This window comes from Acinetobacter sp. YH12231, from assembly GCF_013417755.1.
GTDB classification, from domain to species: Bacteria; Pseudomonadota; Gammaproteobacteria; order Pseudomonadales; family Moraxellaceae; genus Acinetobacter; species Acinetobacter amyesii.
On the sequence record NZ_VPDJ01000024.1, the window covers coordinates 14,297 to 28,542 of the forward strand.

Annotated in this window: 11 protein-coding genes and 1 pseudogene; 7 read left to right on the forward strand and 5 right to left on the reverse strand. The window is 41.9% G+C overall.

The features are described 5' to 3' along the window. Nucleotides 1-207 precede the first annotated feature (207 nt). Complete coding sequence (locus FTV11_RS13950; protein ID WP_180055237.1) at nt 208-1,329, reverse strand: CaiB/BaiF CoA-transferase family protein; 1,122 nt, start codon at nt 1,327-1,329, stop codon at nt 208-210. 210 nt (nt 1,330-1,539) lie between these two features. Here FTV11_RS13950 and FTV11_RS13955 point away from each other — a divergent pair, with 210 nt between their 5' ends. After that, the gene (locus tag FTV11_RS13955; protein ID WP_078190094.1) at nt 1,540-2,550 is read left to right on the forward strand and encodes an AraC family transcriptional regulator; all 1,011 of its coding nucleotides are present in this window, start codon (nt 1,540-1,542) and stop codon (nt 2,548-2,550) included. 49 nt (nt 2,551-2,599) lie between these two features. Here FTV11_RS13955 and FTV11_RS13960 read toward each other — a convergent pair whose 3' ends face one another. Further along, nucleotides 2,600-2,869, reverse strand: coding sequence for a hypothetical protein (locus FTV11_RS13960; protein WP_180022851.1), 270 nt, complete (start codon nt 2,867-2,869; stop codon nt 2,600-2,602). Nucleotides 2,870-3,075: 206 nt separating this feature from the next. On the opposite strand from FTV11_RS13960, the gene FTV11_RS13965 reads away from it, so the two are divergent. The 3 genes from FTV11_RS13965 (at nt 3,076) to FTV11_RS13975 (ending at nt 7,244) form a co-directional block, all read left to right on the forward strand. After that, nucleotides 3,076-4,281: an acetyl-CoA C-acetyltransferase gene (locus FTV11_RS13965; protein WP_180026706.1), complete on the forward strand. Its 1,206-nt coding sequence runs from the start codon at nt 3,076-3,078 to the stop codon at nt 4,279-4,281. Between the two features lie 307 nt (nt 4,282-4,588). Beyond that, complete coding sequence (locus FTV11_RS13970; RefSeq protein ID WP_180026705.1) at nt 4,589-6,721, forward strand: 3-hydroxyacyl-CoA dehydrogenase NAD-binding domain-containing protein; 2,133 nt, start codon at nt 4,589-4,591, stop codon at nt 6,719-6,721. Between the two features lie 184 nt (nt 6,722-6,905). After that, entirely contained in the window at nt 6,906-7,244 is a 339-nt protein-coding gene (locus tag FTV11_RS13975) for a hypothetical protein (protein ID WP_078190097.1), read from the forward strand. A gap of 79 nt (nt 7,245-7,323) precedes the next feature. Here the strand turns inward: FTV11_RS13975 and FTV11_RS13980 are convergent, their stop codons facing one another. Together FTV11_RS13980 and FTV11_RS13985 are read right to left on the reverse strand one after the other, a co-directional pair. Then, nucleotides 7,324-7,749: a GNAT family N-acetyltransferase gene (locus FTV11_RS13980; RefSeq protein ID WP_257222638.1), complete on the reverse strand. Its 426-nt coding sequence runs from the start codon at nt 7,747-7,749 to the stop codon at nt 7,324-7,326. Nucleotides 7,750-7,760: 11 nt separating this feature from the next. Beyond that, nucleotides 7,761-8,984 (reverse strand): annotated as a pseudogene (locus FTV11_RS13985) (SAM-dependent methyltransferase). A 107-nt stretch (nt 8,985-9,091) separates the two neighbouring features. Between FTV11_RS13985 and FTV11_RS13990 the strand changes: the two are divergent. Further along, the gene (locus FTV11_RS13990; protein ID WP_180011623.1) at nt 9,092-9,733 is read left to right on the forward strand and encodes a hemolysin III family protein; all 642 of its coding nucleotides are present in this window, start codon (nt 9,092-9,094) and stop codon (nt 9,731-9,733) included. Nucleotides 9,734-9,878: 145 nt separating this feature from the next. Beyond that, nucleotides 9,879-11,192: an MFS transporter gene (locus FTV11_RS13995; RefSeq protein WP_180026703.1), complete on the forward strand. Its 1,314-nt coding sequence runs from the start codon at nt 9,879-9,881 to the stop codon at nt 11,190-11,192. Between the two features lie 300 nt (nt 11,193-11,492). On the opposite strand, the gene FTV11_RS14000 is transcribed toward FTV11_RS13995, so the two are convergent. Next, nucleotides 11,493-12,503 (reverse strand): metallophosphoesterase, encoded by a 1,011-nt coding sequence (locus FTV11_RS14000; protein ID WP_180074192.1) that lies wholly within the window; start codon nt 12,501-12,503, stop codon nt 11,493-11,495. 104 nt (nt 12,504-12,607) lie between these two features. Here FTV11_RS14000 and FTV11_RS14005 point away from each other — a divergent pair, with 104 nt between their 5' ends. Beyond that, nucleotides 12,608-14,227: a phospholipase D family protein gene (locus tag FTV11_RS14005; protein WP_257223263.1), complete on the forward strand. Its 1,620-nt coding sequence runs from the start codon at nt 12,608-12,610 to the stop codon at nt 14,225-14,227. The last annotated feature ends 19 nt before the right edge of the window (nt 14,228-14,246 follow it).

Genomic DNA, 14,246 nt, shown 5'->3' on the forward strand with positions numbered 1-14,246 from the left:
GCTAAGATATAAAGATCCAAGTTTACTCACAGCTATTTTCATTTGGAGACCTATATACCAATTGTGTTAATAGCTCATATAATACTCTCACATTTGTATAATTTATTTATTTTTTTGTTAACAACTCTCAATATTTACATAGATGTTTATCTAATTAAGAGATTTTAAAGGTTTTATTGTTTAACTTATCACCTTTTTTTATACCTTTCATAACCAATTATCCGCACCTAAAGTTTTACCCACATGGGTATAAATCAATGCTGATCTAGAAAATTTAATCGGACATGCCAGTTGAGTTTGTGTCATTGTGTCGCCTTCTTGTAGCGGAACTTCAACACACCAATGCCGCTCTTGGGCCAATTGTGAATTTAGAGCTTCGTCCAAACTTAAAACTGGTTCCACACAGACATCTTGAGAGGCAAAAATCTTTTTCCACTCAGCCCATGTTTTGGTTAGTATTTTTCGGGCAATAGCATGCTTAATTTCAGTCTGATCCTGTGGATCAAATGACATGCCTTGCGTCGCTAAAGCGGGTAAATCTAGAATTTGCGCTAATCCATGTAAAAACTGCGGCTCCAGACCACCAATTGACAGATAACGACCATCTTGGGTTCGATAATAGTCATAGAAACTGCCGCCATTCAGATGTGCCGTCTCTGCCGCGGTTACCGCATTGGCAGCCAATACGCCAGCTGCAGCCATATTGTTCAATGCGACAGCGCAATCGGTCATGGAAATATCAATATATTGTCCTAAACCGCTACGGTAACGCTCAATCACCGCAGCTAAGATGCCAGTAATTGCATGCATTGATCCGCCTGCTACATCGGCAATTTGAATCCCCATCGGTGGCGGGCCACTATCTTGGCGTCCGCTATGACCTGAAATGCCCGATAAAGCCAAGTAATTGATGTCATGCCCTGCACGGTCTTTGTAGTGCCCAGTTTGACCATAACCCGTAATCGAGCAGTAAATAAGACGCGGATTAATTTCGGCCAAATCTGCATAATCCAAACCCAAGCGTTGCATGACACCTGGACGAAATTGTTCTACCACAATATCAAAATCTGAAATTTTAGCTTTAATTAGTTCAATGCTTTTCGGGTCTTTTAAATCCAATGCGATGGATTGTTTATTGCGATTTAAATAACTATGCGCTGTGGCTTGCCCATTGGCATAAGGTGGCATCAAACGAACCAGATCGGGACGCGTCGGTGACTCAATATGCACAACTTCCGCACCCATATCAGCCAAATACAAGGTCGCAAATGGCCCTGGGAGTAATGTCGAAAAGTCGAGTACTTTCAATCCTTTTAAAGCAGCTTCCATGGATATTTTTCTCTAATTGTGTAGATTTTTTATCCATGGTAGAAATATAAAATGATTAAAACAATGTCATGTTCAGCCATTTACCTTGATAGTTTCGGCAATTTACCATGTAAAAATGGCAAAACCGCTGTTGTAAATTGCCATGATTTCTTTTTTTAGCGTCATTTAGGTCAAACATTTGTGAACATTAAAGAGACTGAAGGATTAAACATGAGTCGTGATACGATCAGTATCCATTTCGTCAACGCAGCCTTAACTGGTGTGAAACGTCTCGGCATGGATGTCGAAACTTTATTGTCTCATGTTGGCATTGAGGCTGAACTTCTACGCCAACCCAAAGCCCGTATTTCACCTGAACAATACACACGTTTTATTAAAATGTTGTGGATGGTGACCCAAGACGAACACGTCGGTTTTGATATTCAACCGCGCCGCTTGGGTACTTTTGCCATTATGTGCCAATTGATTATTCATGCAAAAACCCTTGGTGATGCACTTGAATTGTCTTCGCAGTTCTATAAACTGTTTGGTGATGAATGGTCTGTAACACTAGAACGTGATAAACATGAAGCACGTTTAGTCCCTCAAATTCCAAAATCTATGGACCCAGACCATTTCATTACTGAAAGTATGCTGATGATTTGGCATGGTCTCGCTTCTTGGTTGATTGAACGTCGTCTGCCTTTAGAACGCGTACACTTCGGTTATGAACGTCCTGAACATGCTGACGAATATGATGCCTTGTTTTTTGCACCTGTCATGCAGTTTGATACACCACGAACTGAGATTACGTTTGCAGCGGATTATTTAGATTTACCAATTCGTCAAAACGAAGAAACGCTTGAAGAATTCTTAAAAGCGGCTCCTGCACAGTTATTGGTTAAATTTAAAAATACCAATTCATTAACGTCTCGTATCCGTGATGTGCTGAAGAGTCAAATTGGCGAAGAAATGCCAACCTTGAACGATGTTGCTTCAATGCTGTATCTATCGCCGCAAACACTTCGTCGTCGTTTAGCCGCTGAAGGTAAGAGCTACCAAGGTGTGAAAGATGCCTTACGTCGTGATGCTGCAATTCACTTATTGCTTAATCCAGACTTAACGCTTGAAGATGTTGCACAGCAAGTCGGCTTCAGTGAAACCAGTACTTTCCACCGTGCCTTTAAAAAGTGGACCGGTGTAACACCAGGCCTATACCGCCAATTACATGGTTATCACTAAGCATCATTCAAAACTAGCATTCTCTAAAACCTGATCTCGATCAGGTTTTTTATTTCGGAAAATCTGCACGTTGTTTTTGACAAAGCAATGGATCGACGGGCGTGATCACGCGTTTGCCATCCTGTATCCGATACATTTCTGCCTTGGTTACATGATCATTTCGATCATACTCACAGGCTAAGCCGCCAGTCCCTTCATCTGAAGGATGAATGCCATAGATCATATAAATATAAAAACCGATCAAGCATACAAAACCTAAGCAGCCTGCAAAAACAAGCCAAGCCAGACCTTTCAACACTCGCTTCACATTTTTATGCATAAGCAGATCTTCAATATGTACTGAATCGATAGCAACTGATCTTAACCGATCCTCGCTTTCAATGTGCAGGTTGATTTTTATCTTATTCAGCAGCAAGCGTTGACCAAAAATATCAAACGACTCGCCCGTTCTCATCATTGCACCGGCTTGATTAATCCGTACACTCAAAAAACCAATAAAAATTTATAGATCATAGGGACAGGATTATGAGCGAGGCTTACATCATTGATGCCATTCGCACACCGCGCGGAAAAGGTAAAAAAGATGGTTCACTGCATGCCGTTAAACCCATCAGCCTACTGACCGGTTTATTGAACGAATTGCAAAACCGCCATCAATTTGACACCGCTGCAGTAGACGACATTGTACTGGGCTGTGTAACTCCAATTGGTGACCAAGGCGCAGACATTGCCAAAACCGCAGCCATTGCAGCAGGTTGGGACAATGATGTAGCAGGCGTTCAAATCAACCGTTTTTGTGCATCAGGTTTAGAAGCTGTGAATATGGCAGCGCAAAAGGTCCGCTCTGGCTGGGAAGACCTTGTGGTGGCTGGCGGTGTAGAGTCGATGTCTCGTGTGCCGATGGGCTCAGATGGCGGTCCTTGGGCGCTTGACCCTGAAACCAATATGGCCTGTGACTTTATTCCACAAGGCATTGGAGCCGATTTAATTGCCACCATTGACGGTTACAGCCGAGCAGATGTGGATGCCTTTGCAGCCAACTCTCAGCAAAAAGCCGCAGCAGCTCAAGCCAATGGTTATTTTGACCAATCTGTCGTTCCTGTTAAAGACAAAGCAGGCGTGACAGTTTTAGCCAAAGATGAATTTATTAAACCAACGACCACAGCAGAAGGCTTAGGCAAGCTCAACCCAAGTTTTGCCATGATGGGACAAATGGGCTTTGATGCCATTGCCTTGCAAAAATATCCTGAAGTCGGCGCAGTCAACCATGTACACCATGCAGGGAATTCATCGGGCATCGTTGATGGTGCTGCCGTAGTATTGCTTGCCTCTGAAAAAGCGATCAAAGAACAAGGCCTAAAACCGCGTGCCAAAGTGCTTGCCACTGCATTGGTGGGTGCAGACCCAACCATTATGCTGACTGGCCCTGCACCTGCTGCACGTAAAGCCTTAGCCAAAGCTAACTTAACCATTGATGATATTGACCTATTTGAAGTGAACGAAGCTTTTGCAGCAGTCGTGATGCGTTTTATTACCGAACTCAAGGTTGATCCTACCAAAGTCAATGTGAATGGCGGTGCAATTGCATTAGGACATCCGCTGGGTGCAACAGGCGCCATGATTTTAGGCACCCTGATGGATGAACTAGAACGCCAAGGTAAAAAACGCGGTTTAGCAACCTTGTGTGTGGGCGGTGGTATGGGCATCGCAACGATTATTGAGCTAGTTTAATTAACCGAACCGTACACAGCATTTGATACTTGGTATGTGTCATCCACAACCTGACCAAAAATTGAAAATAATGTTTCTGCGAACTTTTAGAAAAAAGACATTAGTTGACAGGTTTTGTGGATGACAAATGGTTTTGCCTACTTTTGCCGAAACAAAAGTAGGTCGAACCTGAATGAAGCTAAAGCACTGCTTTAGCTGAAATGAAAAAAACAGTAATAAACAAATTTGTAAAGACTCCGTAGTGACGATGAATAATTTAAATCTCAAAAATCACTAGCAAAGTCATAAAAATATTTGGATAAAATTTATGAGCGCAATTCAATTTGAAAAAAATGCCGACAATATCGTCATTTTAACTTTAGATTCTCCAAACCAATCTGCCAACACCATGAATGCAGACTTCCGCACGGCACTGGCTGAAACGGTAGACAAACTGCAAGCAGATGAAAATATTGTAGGGATTATTTTCCGTTCCGCAAAAAAAACCTTCTTTGCAGGCGGTGATTTAGACGAACTGATTCAAGCTACACCTGAGCATGCAACTGAATTCTTCAATATGATTGAAGAAATGAAAGCCAAACTGCGTTATATCGAAACACGCGGCATTCCTGTTGTTGCAGCCTTAAATGGCACAGCGCTGGGCGGTGGTTGGGAGTTAGCACTCGGTTGTCATTATCGAATCGCACTGAATGATGCTAAGGCGAAATTTGGCTTACCAGAAGTAACTTTAGGCTTACTACCGGGCGGTGGCGGTATTGTACGTATGGTACGTTTATTGGGTCTGCAAAATGCTTTTCCGCTCTTGATGGAAGGCAAACAAGTTGGTGTCGAAAAAGCCAAATCGCTCGGGCTGATTCAAGACACTGCAGATAGCCTTGAAGACCTGATGGACAAAGCGATTGCGTGGGTCAAAGCCAATCCAAAATCACAGCAGCCCTTTGATGTAAAAGGCTATAAAATTCCGGGCGGTACGCCATCGACTCCTGCTGTGGCGCAAATGCTCGCCATTGCCCCCGCTATGCTGCGTGACAAAACCAAGGGCTGTTACCCTGCGCCTGAAGCCATTATGTCGGCTGCTGTTGAAGGCGCTCAGGTCGATGTTGATACGGCGCTCACGATTGAATCACGTTACTTTACTTACCTTGCAACCGGTCAAATTTCTAAAAATATGATCGGCACCTTCTGGCATGGTCTCAACGCTATTAAGTCTGGTGCAAGCCGTCCAAAAGACGTCGCGAAATGGCAAGCCACCAAAGTTGGTATTTTAGGTGCAGGCATGATGGGTGCAGGCATCGCTTATGCCACAGCATCAAAAGGCATTGCAGTTGTACTCAAAGATGTTTCTGTTGAAGCTGCTGAAAAAGGCAAAGCCTATAGCCAAAAACTGCTAGATAAAAAAGTATCTCAAGGCCGTTTAAGTGCAGAAAAATGTGATCAAGTTTTAGGACTGATTCATGCCACTGCAGATGCTGCCGACTTACAAGGCTGCGACTTGATCATTGAAGCGGTATTTGAAAATGTCGAACTCAAAGCCAAAGTGACACAAGAAGCAGAAGCCTATTTGGCAGATGGCGGTATTTTTGCATCCAACACCTCAACCTTGCCGATTTCAGGCTTGGCCAATGCATCTCAAGATCAAGCTAAATTTATCGGTCTACATTTCTTTAGTCCTGTCGACAAAATGCAATTAGTGGAAATTATTAAAGGTAAAAACACTTCGGCTGAAACTTTGGCTAAAGCCTTTGACTTTGTGCAGCAAATTGGCAAAACGCCAATTGTAGTGAATGACAACCGTGGCTTCTTTACCAGCCGTGTCTTTGGCACCTTTGTGCAAGAAGGTTTACGTCTGCTGTCTGAAGGCGTACACCCTGCCCGCATTGAAATGGCTGCACTAAAAGCCGGCATGCCTGTAGGCCCATTGGCGATTCAAGATGAAGTGTCTTTAACGCTGTCTGAGCATGTTGCGGCCGAGACACGTAAAGCCTTGCAAGCCGAAGGCAAAGACCTACCACGTTCAGGTGCGGATGACGTTATTCAAACGATGATTCATGAGTTCGGACGTAAAGGTAAAGTAGCTGGTGCAGGTTTTTATGAATATCCTGAAGGCGGTAAAAAGCACCTTTGGGATGGCTTGAGCAAATGGCAGAAAGATAATGCTATTTCTGAACAGGAAATGATTGACCGCTTCCTGTTTGTACAGTCACTCGATACCTTACGCTGCCTAGAAGAAGGTGTTTTAGAATCGACTGTTGATGGCAATGTCGGATCAATCTTCGGGATTGGTTTTGCCCCTTGGACAGGTGGTGCACTTCAATTTTTAAACCAATATGGTTTGGAAAAAGCGCTATTACGTGCCAATACACTAGAAGCAAAATATGGCGAACGCTTCAAAGCACCGCAATTGCTGAAAGACAAAGTGGCGAAAGCTGAGCAGATTTAATTATTCATTTTGAGCATGCAAATTTTGCTGTTCAATCACATCAAAAGGAGCTTCGGCTCCTTTTTATTTTCCTTCTCAGTCGCGTGTTTGCAAACAAGCCTAGAATTTACGCGAACTCTCATCAGTTTTATGTTATAAAGTAACAAGTTTTTTGATTTCTTTTTATCCGATTGAGTAGCTTGTTATGACAGATCATACTTCTCCTGAAAAATCACCATGGGGCTGGAAAGCACTGATTATCTTCTGTATTTTAGGTGCGCTATTCATGGGTATTTTCTGGCTTGCTGTGACCAATGAACCAGACTATATGCCGAGCCAACAGAAAAAAGACAATACTCAACAGCATGCATTTAAAAATGCCCCTGTGATGTCAGAAGAAGCGTTGAAAAAGGCGCAAGCTGATCAAGCAGCTCGTGAAGCATCTGCACCGACTGCAGCAGACATGCATATGACCGAAGAACAACATGCACATATGGATGACATGAGCCCTGAACCTACTGCATCGAATGATCATGGTCACTAAGCTTTGACCCAATCTATGCAAATAAAAAACGCTTAAAATATTAAGCGTTTTTTATTTATAGCTGTCCAATTTTAAGTATTTAAGCCAAAGCCATATACATATCTTGATGCGGAATACCACAATCTAAATATTCATCACCTTCAACAACAAAACCCAACGCTGCATAAAAAGGGATAGCATGCACTTGTGAAGATAGTTTTAAATATTCACGTTGCTCTAATGTCGCTTGTTGAATGATGGCTTGCATCAAGATTTTACCAATCCCCTGACCGCGATGAGCCTTTAAAACAGCAACACGGCCTATACTGTTATTTTTCAACAAACGAGCAGTTGCAATAGCTTTCATCCCATCATGAACAATAAAATGCAGTGAAATCTCATCTTCTGCATCCCATTCATCTTCGGGCGATATCTGCTGTTCTAAAATAAAGACCTGTTCACGTATCGGCCGAGCTGCAGATGCCAGTTGCTCCCACGGACCGAATTGAATATTTAACTGCTGCATCCCGTCATCCTTTAGCATTTACAGCCAATATCTTGCTGGTCCCATTGATCATTTAACAATAATTCCAAGGAATGCTTTTGAATGCCATACATGTCTTTTAAAGCTTGAATCTGTACCAATACCGCTTGATCAGGCTCGACATAGTCTGCACGTTTGGTTGCCAAGATCATTTTATTTTTACTGGTATGCTCAAGTGCCACAAATTCAAAGACTTTGGTTTCATAACCATATGCTTTCAATAAAAGTGCACGAATCGTGTCAGTAAGCATCTCTGCTTGCTGGCCCGCATGAATGCCAAATTGCAACATCGGTGCAAGTACTTGCGGCGCTTTCAATTGCGGACGCTATTCTTTATGACAACACGGCGCACACATGATCATTTGCGCATTTAATCGAATGCCGGTATGAATCGCAAAGTCCGTTGCTACATCACAAGCGTGCAGTGCAATCATGACATCTAAGCGCTCAGGCGCATAGGTACGAACATCGCCTTGGAAAAAATCCAGTTGGCTGAAATTCGACTGCTGAGCAACGCTTTGGCAAAATTCCACCATTTTCGGATTTAGCTCAACCCCTGTCACTTTAGGCACTTGCTGGTGTTTTGCTAAATAATCATATAATGCAAAAGTCAGATAGCCTTTACCTGAACCAAAATCCACGACATGTAGAGATTGATCGGTCTCTTTGATCTGGCTTAAAGCGCCTGAAAAAATTTCTACAAATTTATTAATTTGTTTCCATTTACGTGCCATGCTCGGAATAATTTGTGCTTTTGCATCCGTAATACCGAGTGGCTGTAAGAAATAACTGTCTTGATCGACATAACGATGTTTCGCTCGATCATGTCCTTGCTGCTCCGTAGGATTTTTCCCTAAGGCTGCCTGCTTTTTGCTGATGCTTAGCATCGCTTTCTTTTTATTTTTTTTGAGCTGAATTTCTTCATCCAAGGTCATCAGGTTGGCTTGCTTACAACAACTCAATAAACTTTCGACTTGTTGATATGCAGCTGCCATTGGATAGTTTTTGGTGATGTCTTGGGTTCTATAACGATATAAACAACTAAGAAATGACTCACCTTGCAGCGAAATGACTCGCAAGGTCATTTTTTCTAATTGGTCTAATTCACCTTTATACTGACTCAAAATCATGCGATCAAAACGCTGTGTTTCAATGGCTTGCTGAAAGGCTGCTAAAAATTGCTGCTCTTGCGTAGAGGGAGAAGCCAAAGATGACATAATATAAACCTAGATAAATTTGCAAAACAATTTTAAATCTTCTTACACCAAAAGCAAAATTGAATTACTATACATGTGTATATTTAAATTATTATAAAAGATACGTTATGAATGCTCCCCATCTTTTAGCTTATGACCCAGCTGAAGAAAGACTGAATTTCTATACCCATGCTTTCGGTGCGGCTTTGTCTGCCATCGCAGGTATCCTACTGATTTTAAAAGGCTCCTACCTTCCAACTGGACAATGGCTTGCACTTTGGGTGTATGCATTCAGTATGCTGTTATTGTTTTCAGCATCGAGTCTATATCACTTCGCAGAGTCTCCTGAGCGCCGTGGTTGGTACAAAAAACTCGACCATACTGCAATCTATTATTTAATTGCAGGCACTTACACCCCGTTTCTGGCAATCGCACTGCCTACCGCAAAAGCGCATTATTTACTCATTGCACTGTGGGTCATTGCCGCAATTGGGACACTATTCAAATTAATTTTCATTCATCGTTTTCAAAAGATTTCGTTGATTGCCTATTTGGTGATGGGATGGCTTGCAGTACTGGTAATGGATGATATGCAACGCTTTTTATCTGATCAAGCTTTAACCTACCTGATCATTGGCGGGCTATCTTATACAATCGGTGCATTGTTTTATGCCTTAAAAAAGGTAAGATATACACACGCTATCTGGCATATTTTTGTATTGATAGGTGCAGGATCACATTTCCTGTCGATTTATCTCTACGTGATATAACCCACTAACACTGCATTCTTTAGTGACCCTAATTCCGCAGTTCGTAAGTTGGTATTTCGTATTTTTTTAAGAAATTACGCCTTTTTTAAAAAGATTACGCTTTTAAAACTAAGTTCAATTATTTTTAGTAAGTGTAAGGTCCACCATGGCGTCTTCAAGTGCTGCTGCCACTGAACAGCAACCAACAAATTCAAAATTCCGCGTACTTACAGCAAGTCTTGTAGGTACCACAATCGAGTTCTTCGATTTCTACATCTATGCAACTGCGGCTGTAATTATCTTCCCGCATCTGTTCTTCCCTGCAAGTACAGATCCAACAACCGCAACAATTCAATCTTTAGCAACGTTTGCGATTGCCTTTATTGCTCGCCCGATTGGCGCAGCATTCTTTGGCCATTTAGGTGACCGTATCGGTCGTAAAGCCACATTAGTTGCCGCTCTCCTCACCATGGGGATTTCGACAGTATGTATCGGCTTGCTTCCAACCTATGCTCAAATTGGTATCGCTGCTCCGCTCATGCTTGCACTTTGTCGCTTAGGTCAAGGTCTTGGTTTAGGTGGTGAATGGTCAGGTGCCGTGCTACTTGCAACTGAAAATGCGCCAGAAGGCAAACGTGCTTGGTATGGTATGTTCCCTCAATTGGGCGCGCCAATCGGCTTTATTCTTGCAACAGGCTCATTCTTGACCTTAGGTCACTTCATGTCTGAAGCTGAGTTTATGCAATGGGGTTGGCGTATTCCATTCATTGCAAGTGCGCTATTGGTTATTGTCGGTCTGTGGATTCGTCTAAAATTACATGAAACACCTGCGTTCCAAAAAGTTTTGGATAAGCAAAAAGAAGTTAACATTCCATTCAAAGAAGTGATCATCAAGCATTGGGGGATGTTAATTCTCGGTACGATTGCCGCGATTTGTACATTTGTAGTGTTCTACTTAACCACAGTATTCGCTTTACAATGGGGTACAACCCAGCTTGGTTACACACGTGAAGAATTTTTAAAACTTCAACTGGTTGCCACACTTTGTTTCGCTGCCTTCATTCCACTTTCTGCTGTATTTGCTGAAAAATTTGGTCGTAAAACGACTTCGATTGCGGTATGTGTTGTATCTGCATTGTTTGGCTTAGTCTTCTCAAGCATGCTTGAGTCTGGCAGTACTGCGATGGTGTTCTTATTCCTATGTATCGGTCTTGCGATCATGGGTTTAACCTATGGTCCAATTGGTACGGTATTGTCTGAAATCTTCCCAACGTCTGTACGTTACACAGGTTCAGCTTTAACCTTTAACATGGCTGGTATTTTTGGTGCATCTTTCGCGCCATTGATCGCAACTAAACTTGCAACTGGCTATGGTTTATATGCAGTAGGTTACTACCTAACTGCAGCATCAATCCTTTCATTGATCGCGTTCTTAATGATTCGCGAAACCAAAAATGATGATGTGAATAATCAGGTTTAATCTGCACATAATAAAAAAGCCAGCACATATTGCTGGCTTTTTTATGTCTCAAATTGAGTCAATGAACTGATGAATACTCTGTAGTTGACAGCATTTTAAATAATTAAATTCATGCATGCAGCTTAGATCCCACTGAGTAGCAATACACATCTTATGTTGCAAGACACGGTCATTCACTCAACTTCAAACTGCAAATGTCTGATGGCACGGTTCAATTTTATTAACAAAACAAGGTTTGTAGCTCTTCATCAAGAGGAACAATCACCAAAAATTTTATCAATCTTGAACGGTAGGATTTGATTAAACCAACTCGATAATATCAATGGTCGGTGGCACGAGAAAACGAAAAGGTACACCAACCATCCCCGTACCAACAGTGACAAAGACATCTGCATTATCATGCTGATATAGCCCTTTTTTGTGGCCTAAAATGGACACTTTTTTCATTACATAATCCGTCAACCATGGCAGTTGTACCTGCCCGCCATGCGTATGACCCGACAACATCAATGGTCGTCCCGGAAGTTTAGGTACCATATCGACGGTATCTGGATTATGCGACAAAATGATCCAAGGCTTATCCTGTGGCAATTCTGGCAAATAGCGCATATCGGCTTTACCAGCCCATAAGTCCCCAACGCCTAATAAACGAAACTCATTAAACTCAACCACTTGCCCTTCGATATCCACCACATGATTACTTTCTAATGCATGCTTTAACAACTCTTGAATAGGCGGACCGGGATATTGCTCATCATGATTACCATTCACCGAATAAATCGGAGCAATAATTTTTTTTAGTACGGCCAGTTCTTCAGCTAACTTATTTTCTGGCTCGTAAGTCCAATCCCCTGCAACCACGACCAAATCAGGATTTTGTGCATTGATCTTATCGACGATCATTTTTAACTGACGTTCATGGCCCGAAAATAAACCAATATGTAAATCACCAATTAAAGCAATGCGTACAGGCTTTAATAATTGTCGTGTTTCATGCAATTGATATTGACATTTTTTCACCTGAATCATGTGCGGCTCGATAAATCGGGCATAGCATAAAAGGCCCGTAACAGCACCGACAAAAATCGCTTCATGCAGTGAATAATAGCCACTCCAGCCTGCATAAAAGCTAAAGAAGAACAAAGGAATAAGTAAATACGAGAGATAAAATGCCAACAAATGTACGAAGGCTTTAAACGGATGAATCGTTTCCGTACGCGACTGACTTAACCAAGCTTGGGAAATTGCCCAAACACCTAGCACAGCCAACCCGATATAAAAATACATCACTACGGAATCTAATTCCCACATACATTTGCTCTACAATTTGCCTAACGAGAAAACTCGGTCACTATATTTATCTTTTCACAGCTGACACTTATACTCAAATCAAATTTTTTAGTATGTCTAACAGTATGAACTTAGCTACACCGAAACAGCAAAATTTGCCCTTCATACACAACCACACTAAGGCGGTTTTGCTGAGTTGTAGCCTTGTTTTGACTTTATCTGCATGTAGTACCTTGCCTAAACAGCAAACTCAACCTGTGGAATATGCCTTTAATACTCCCACTGACGATACTAGCCTTGCGAAAATTGTGCTGCCGCTACGTGAACAAAATCCAAATTTAACTGGTTACCACGTACTTTATGACCCATTAGAAGCCTTAGCGGCTCGAATCGAACTGATCAATAAAGCCGAAAAAAGTTTAGATCTACAATACTATATTTGGGATAACGACAAAATTGGTGCTTTGGCCCTGCATGCCATGATCAAAGCTGCAGATCGTGGGGTGAAAATTCGTTTATTGGTCGATGACAACAATGCAAAAAAGATGGAAGGGATTTATATGGCACTCGACCAGCATGCCAATATTGATGTCAAACTGTATAACCCATACCGCTTCCGACATTTCCGCCCTGTCGATATGGTGCTGGATCTAAAACGCATCAACCGCCGTATGCACAACAAAAGCTTTATTGCAGACAATCAAATCGCATTGATTGGTGGTCGCAATATGAGTAACCAATACTATAACGTCAGTGATAATTATCAATTTTCCGATGTTGACGTCATGCTGGTCGGTGCGGCATCCGATGAAATCATCCATTCTTTTGACGAATATTGGAATGATGATTATGCCTTTCCAGTACGTCAATTGGTCAATCCACGCCACTATAGTTTGCGCTTTGACAGTCTCAAACAACAACTCGATGACTATAATCAAGAAGCCACTGTGGTCAATTATTTGGACTTAGCTAACCGTTCACATGCCTTTGATGACTGGCTCAACAATAAAATCCAATTTGATTGGGTCAAAGCCGAAGTGGTCAAAGATTCCCCGAGCAAAATCAAATCTAAGGCTAAAAAAGAAGAGCATCTCAACTTTCAGCTCCTCAACCGTTTAGATAAACCGGAACAAAGTGTCGATATCGTTTCGGCCTACTTTGTCCCAGAAAAAAAAGGGGCTGAACGCCTAAAAAATCTTCGTGCAGATGGCGTAAAAGTCAGAGTCTTGACTAACTCATTCCAGGCCAATGACGTGCCATTGGTTCATGCTTTTTATAGCAAATATCGTCAAGATCTCTTGGAAAACGACGTTCAACTCTATGAATTTCTCTCTAGACCTGATGCAGAAAACCTCAACACCAATACCAAAGAGTTGGCGGAAAAATCTAAAGTTAGTCTAAAAGGTTTAAGCCGTTCAAGCCTACATGCCAAACTGATGGCAATTGATGAAAAACAAGTTTTTATTGGTTCATTTAACTTTGACCCTCGCTCAGCATATTTAAATACTGAAATTGGGGTATTACTGAATAGCCCACGCTTAGCCAAAGCAGTCCACTACACCATGGATGAAAATTTGAGTAAATATGCCTATAAGTTAGTACTCAATGCAGACCAACAGATCAATTGGAAAATTAAGCTGTCAAATGGTCAAACGCGTATTTATCCACGTGAACCGAAAATCAAGTGGTGGCAAAAAGCAGGGGTGAAATTTATCTCTTGGTTGCCGCTCGAAGGCTTTATGTAAGGATTGTGCTGCAAAGGCA

Coding starts and splice junctions, on each gene's coding strand:
- FTV11_RS13950 (WP_180055237.1), bottom strand. CDS start 1,329: ATGGAAGCTGCTTTAAAAGGATTGAAAGTACTCGACTTTTCGACATTA.
- FTV11_RS13955 (WP_078190094.1), top strand. CDS start 1,540: ATGAGTCGTGATACGATCAGTATCCATTTCGTCAACGCAGCCTTAACT.
- FTV11_RS13960 (WP_180022851.1), bottom strand. CDS start 2,869: ATGCATAAAAATGTGAAGCGAGTGTTGAAAGGTCTGGCTTGGCTTGTT.
- FTV11_RS13965 (WP_180026706.1), top strand. CDS start 3,076: ATGAGCGAGGCTTACATCATTGATGCCATTCGCACACCGCGCGGAAAA.
- FTV11_RS13970 (WP_180026705.1), top strand. CDS start 4,589: ATGAGCGCAATTCAATTTGAAAAAAATGCCGACAATATCGTCATTTTA.
- FTV11_RS13975 (WP_078190097.1), top strand. CDS start 6,906: ATGACAGATCATACTTCTCCTGAAAAATCACCATGGGGCTGGAAAGCA.
- FTV11_RS13980 (WP_257222638.1), bottom strand. CDS start 7,749: ATGCAGCAGTTAAATATTCAATTCGGTCCGTGGGAGCAACTGGCATCT.
- FTV11_RS13990 (WP_180011623.1), top strand. CDS start 9,092: ATGAATGCTCCCCATCTTTTAGCTTATGACCCAGCTGAAGAAAGACTG.
- FTV11_RS13995 (WP_180026703.1), top strand. CDS start 9,879: ATGGCGTCTTCAAGTGCTGCTGCCACTGAACAGCAACCAACAAATTCA.
- FTV11_RS14000 (WP_180074192.1), bottom strand. CDS start 12,503: ATGTGGGAATTAGATTCCGTAGTGATGTATTTTTATATCGGGTTGGCT.
- FTV11_RS14005 (WP_257223263.1), top strand. CDS start 12,608: ATGAACTTAGCTACACCGAAACAGCAAAATTTGCCCTTCATACACAAC.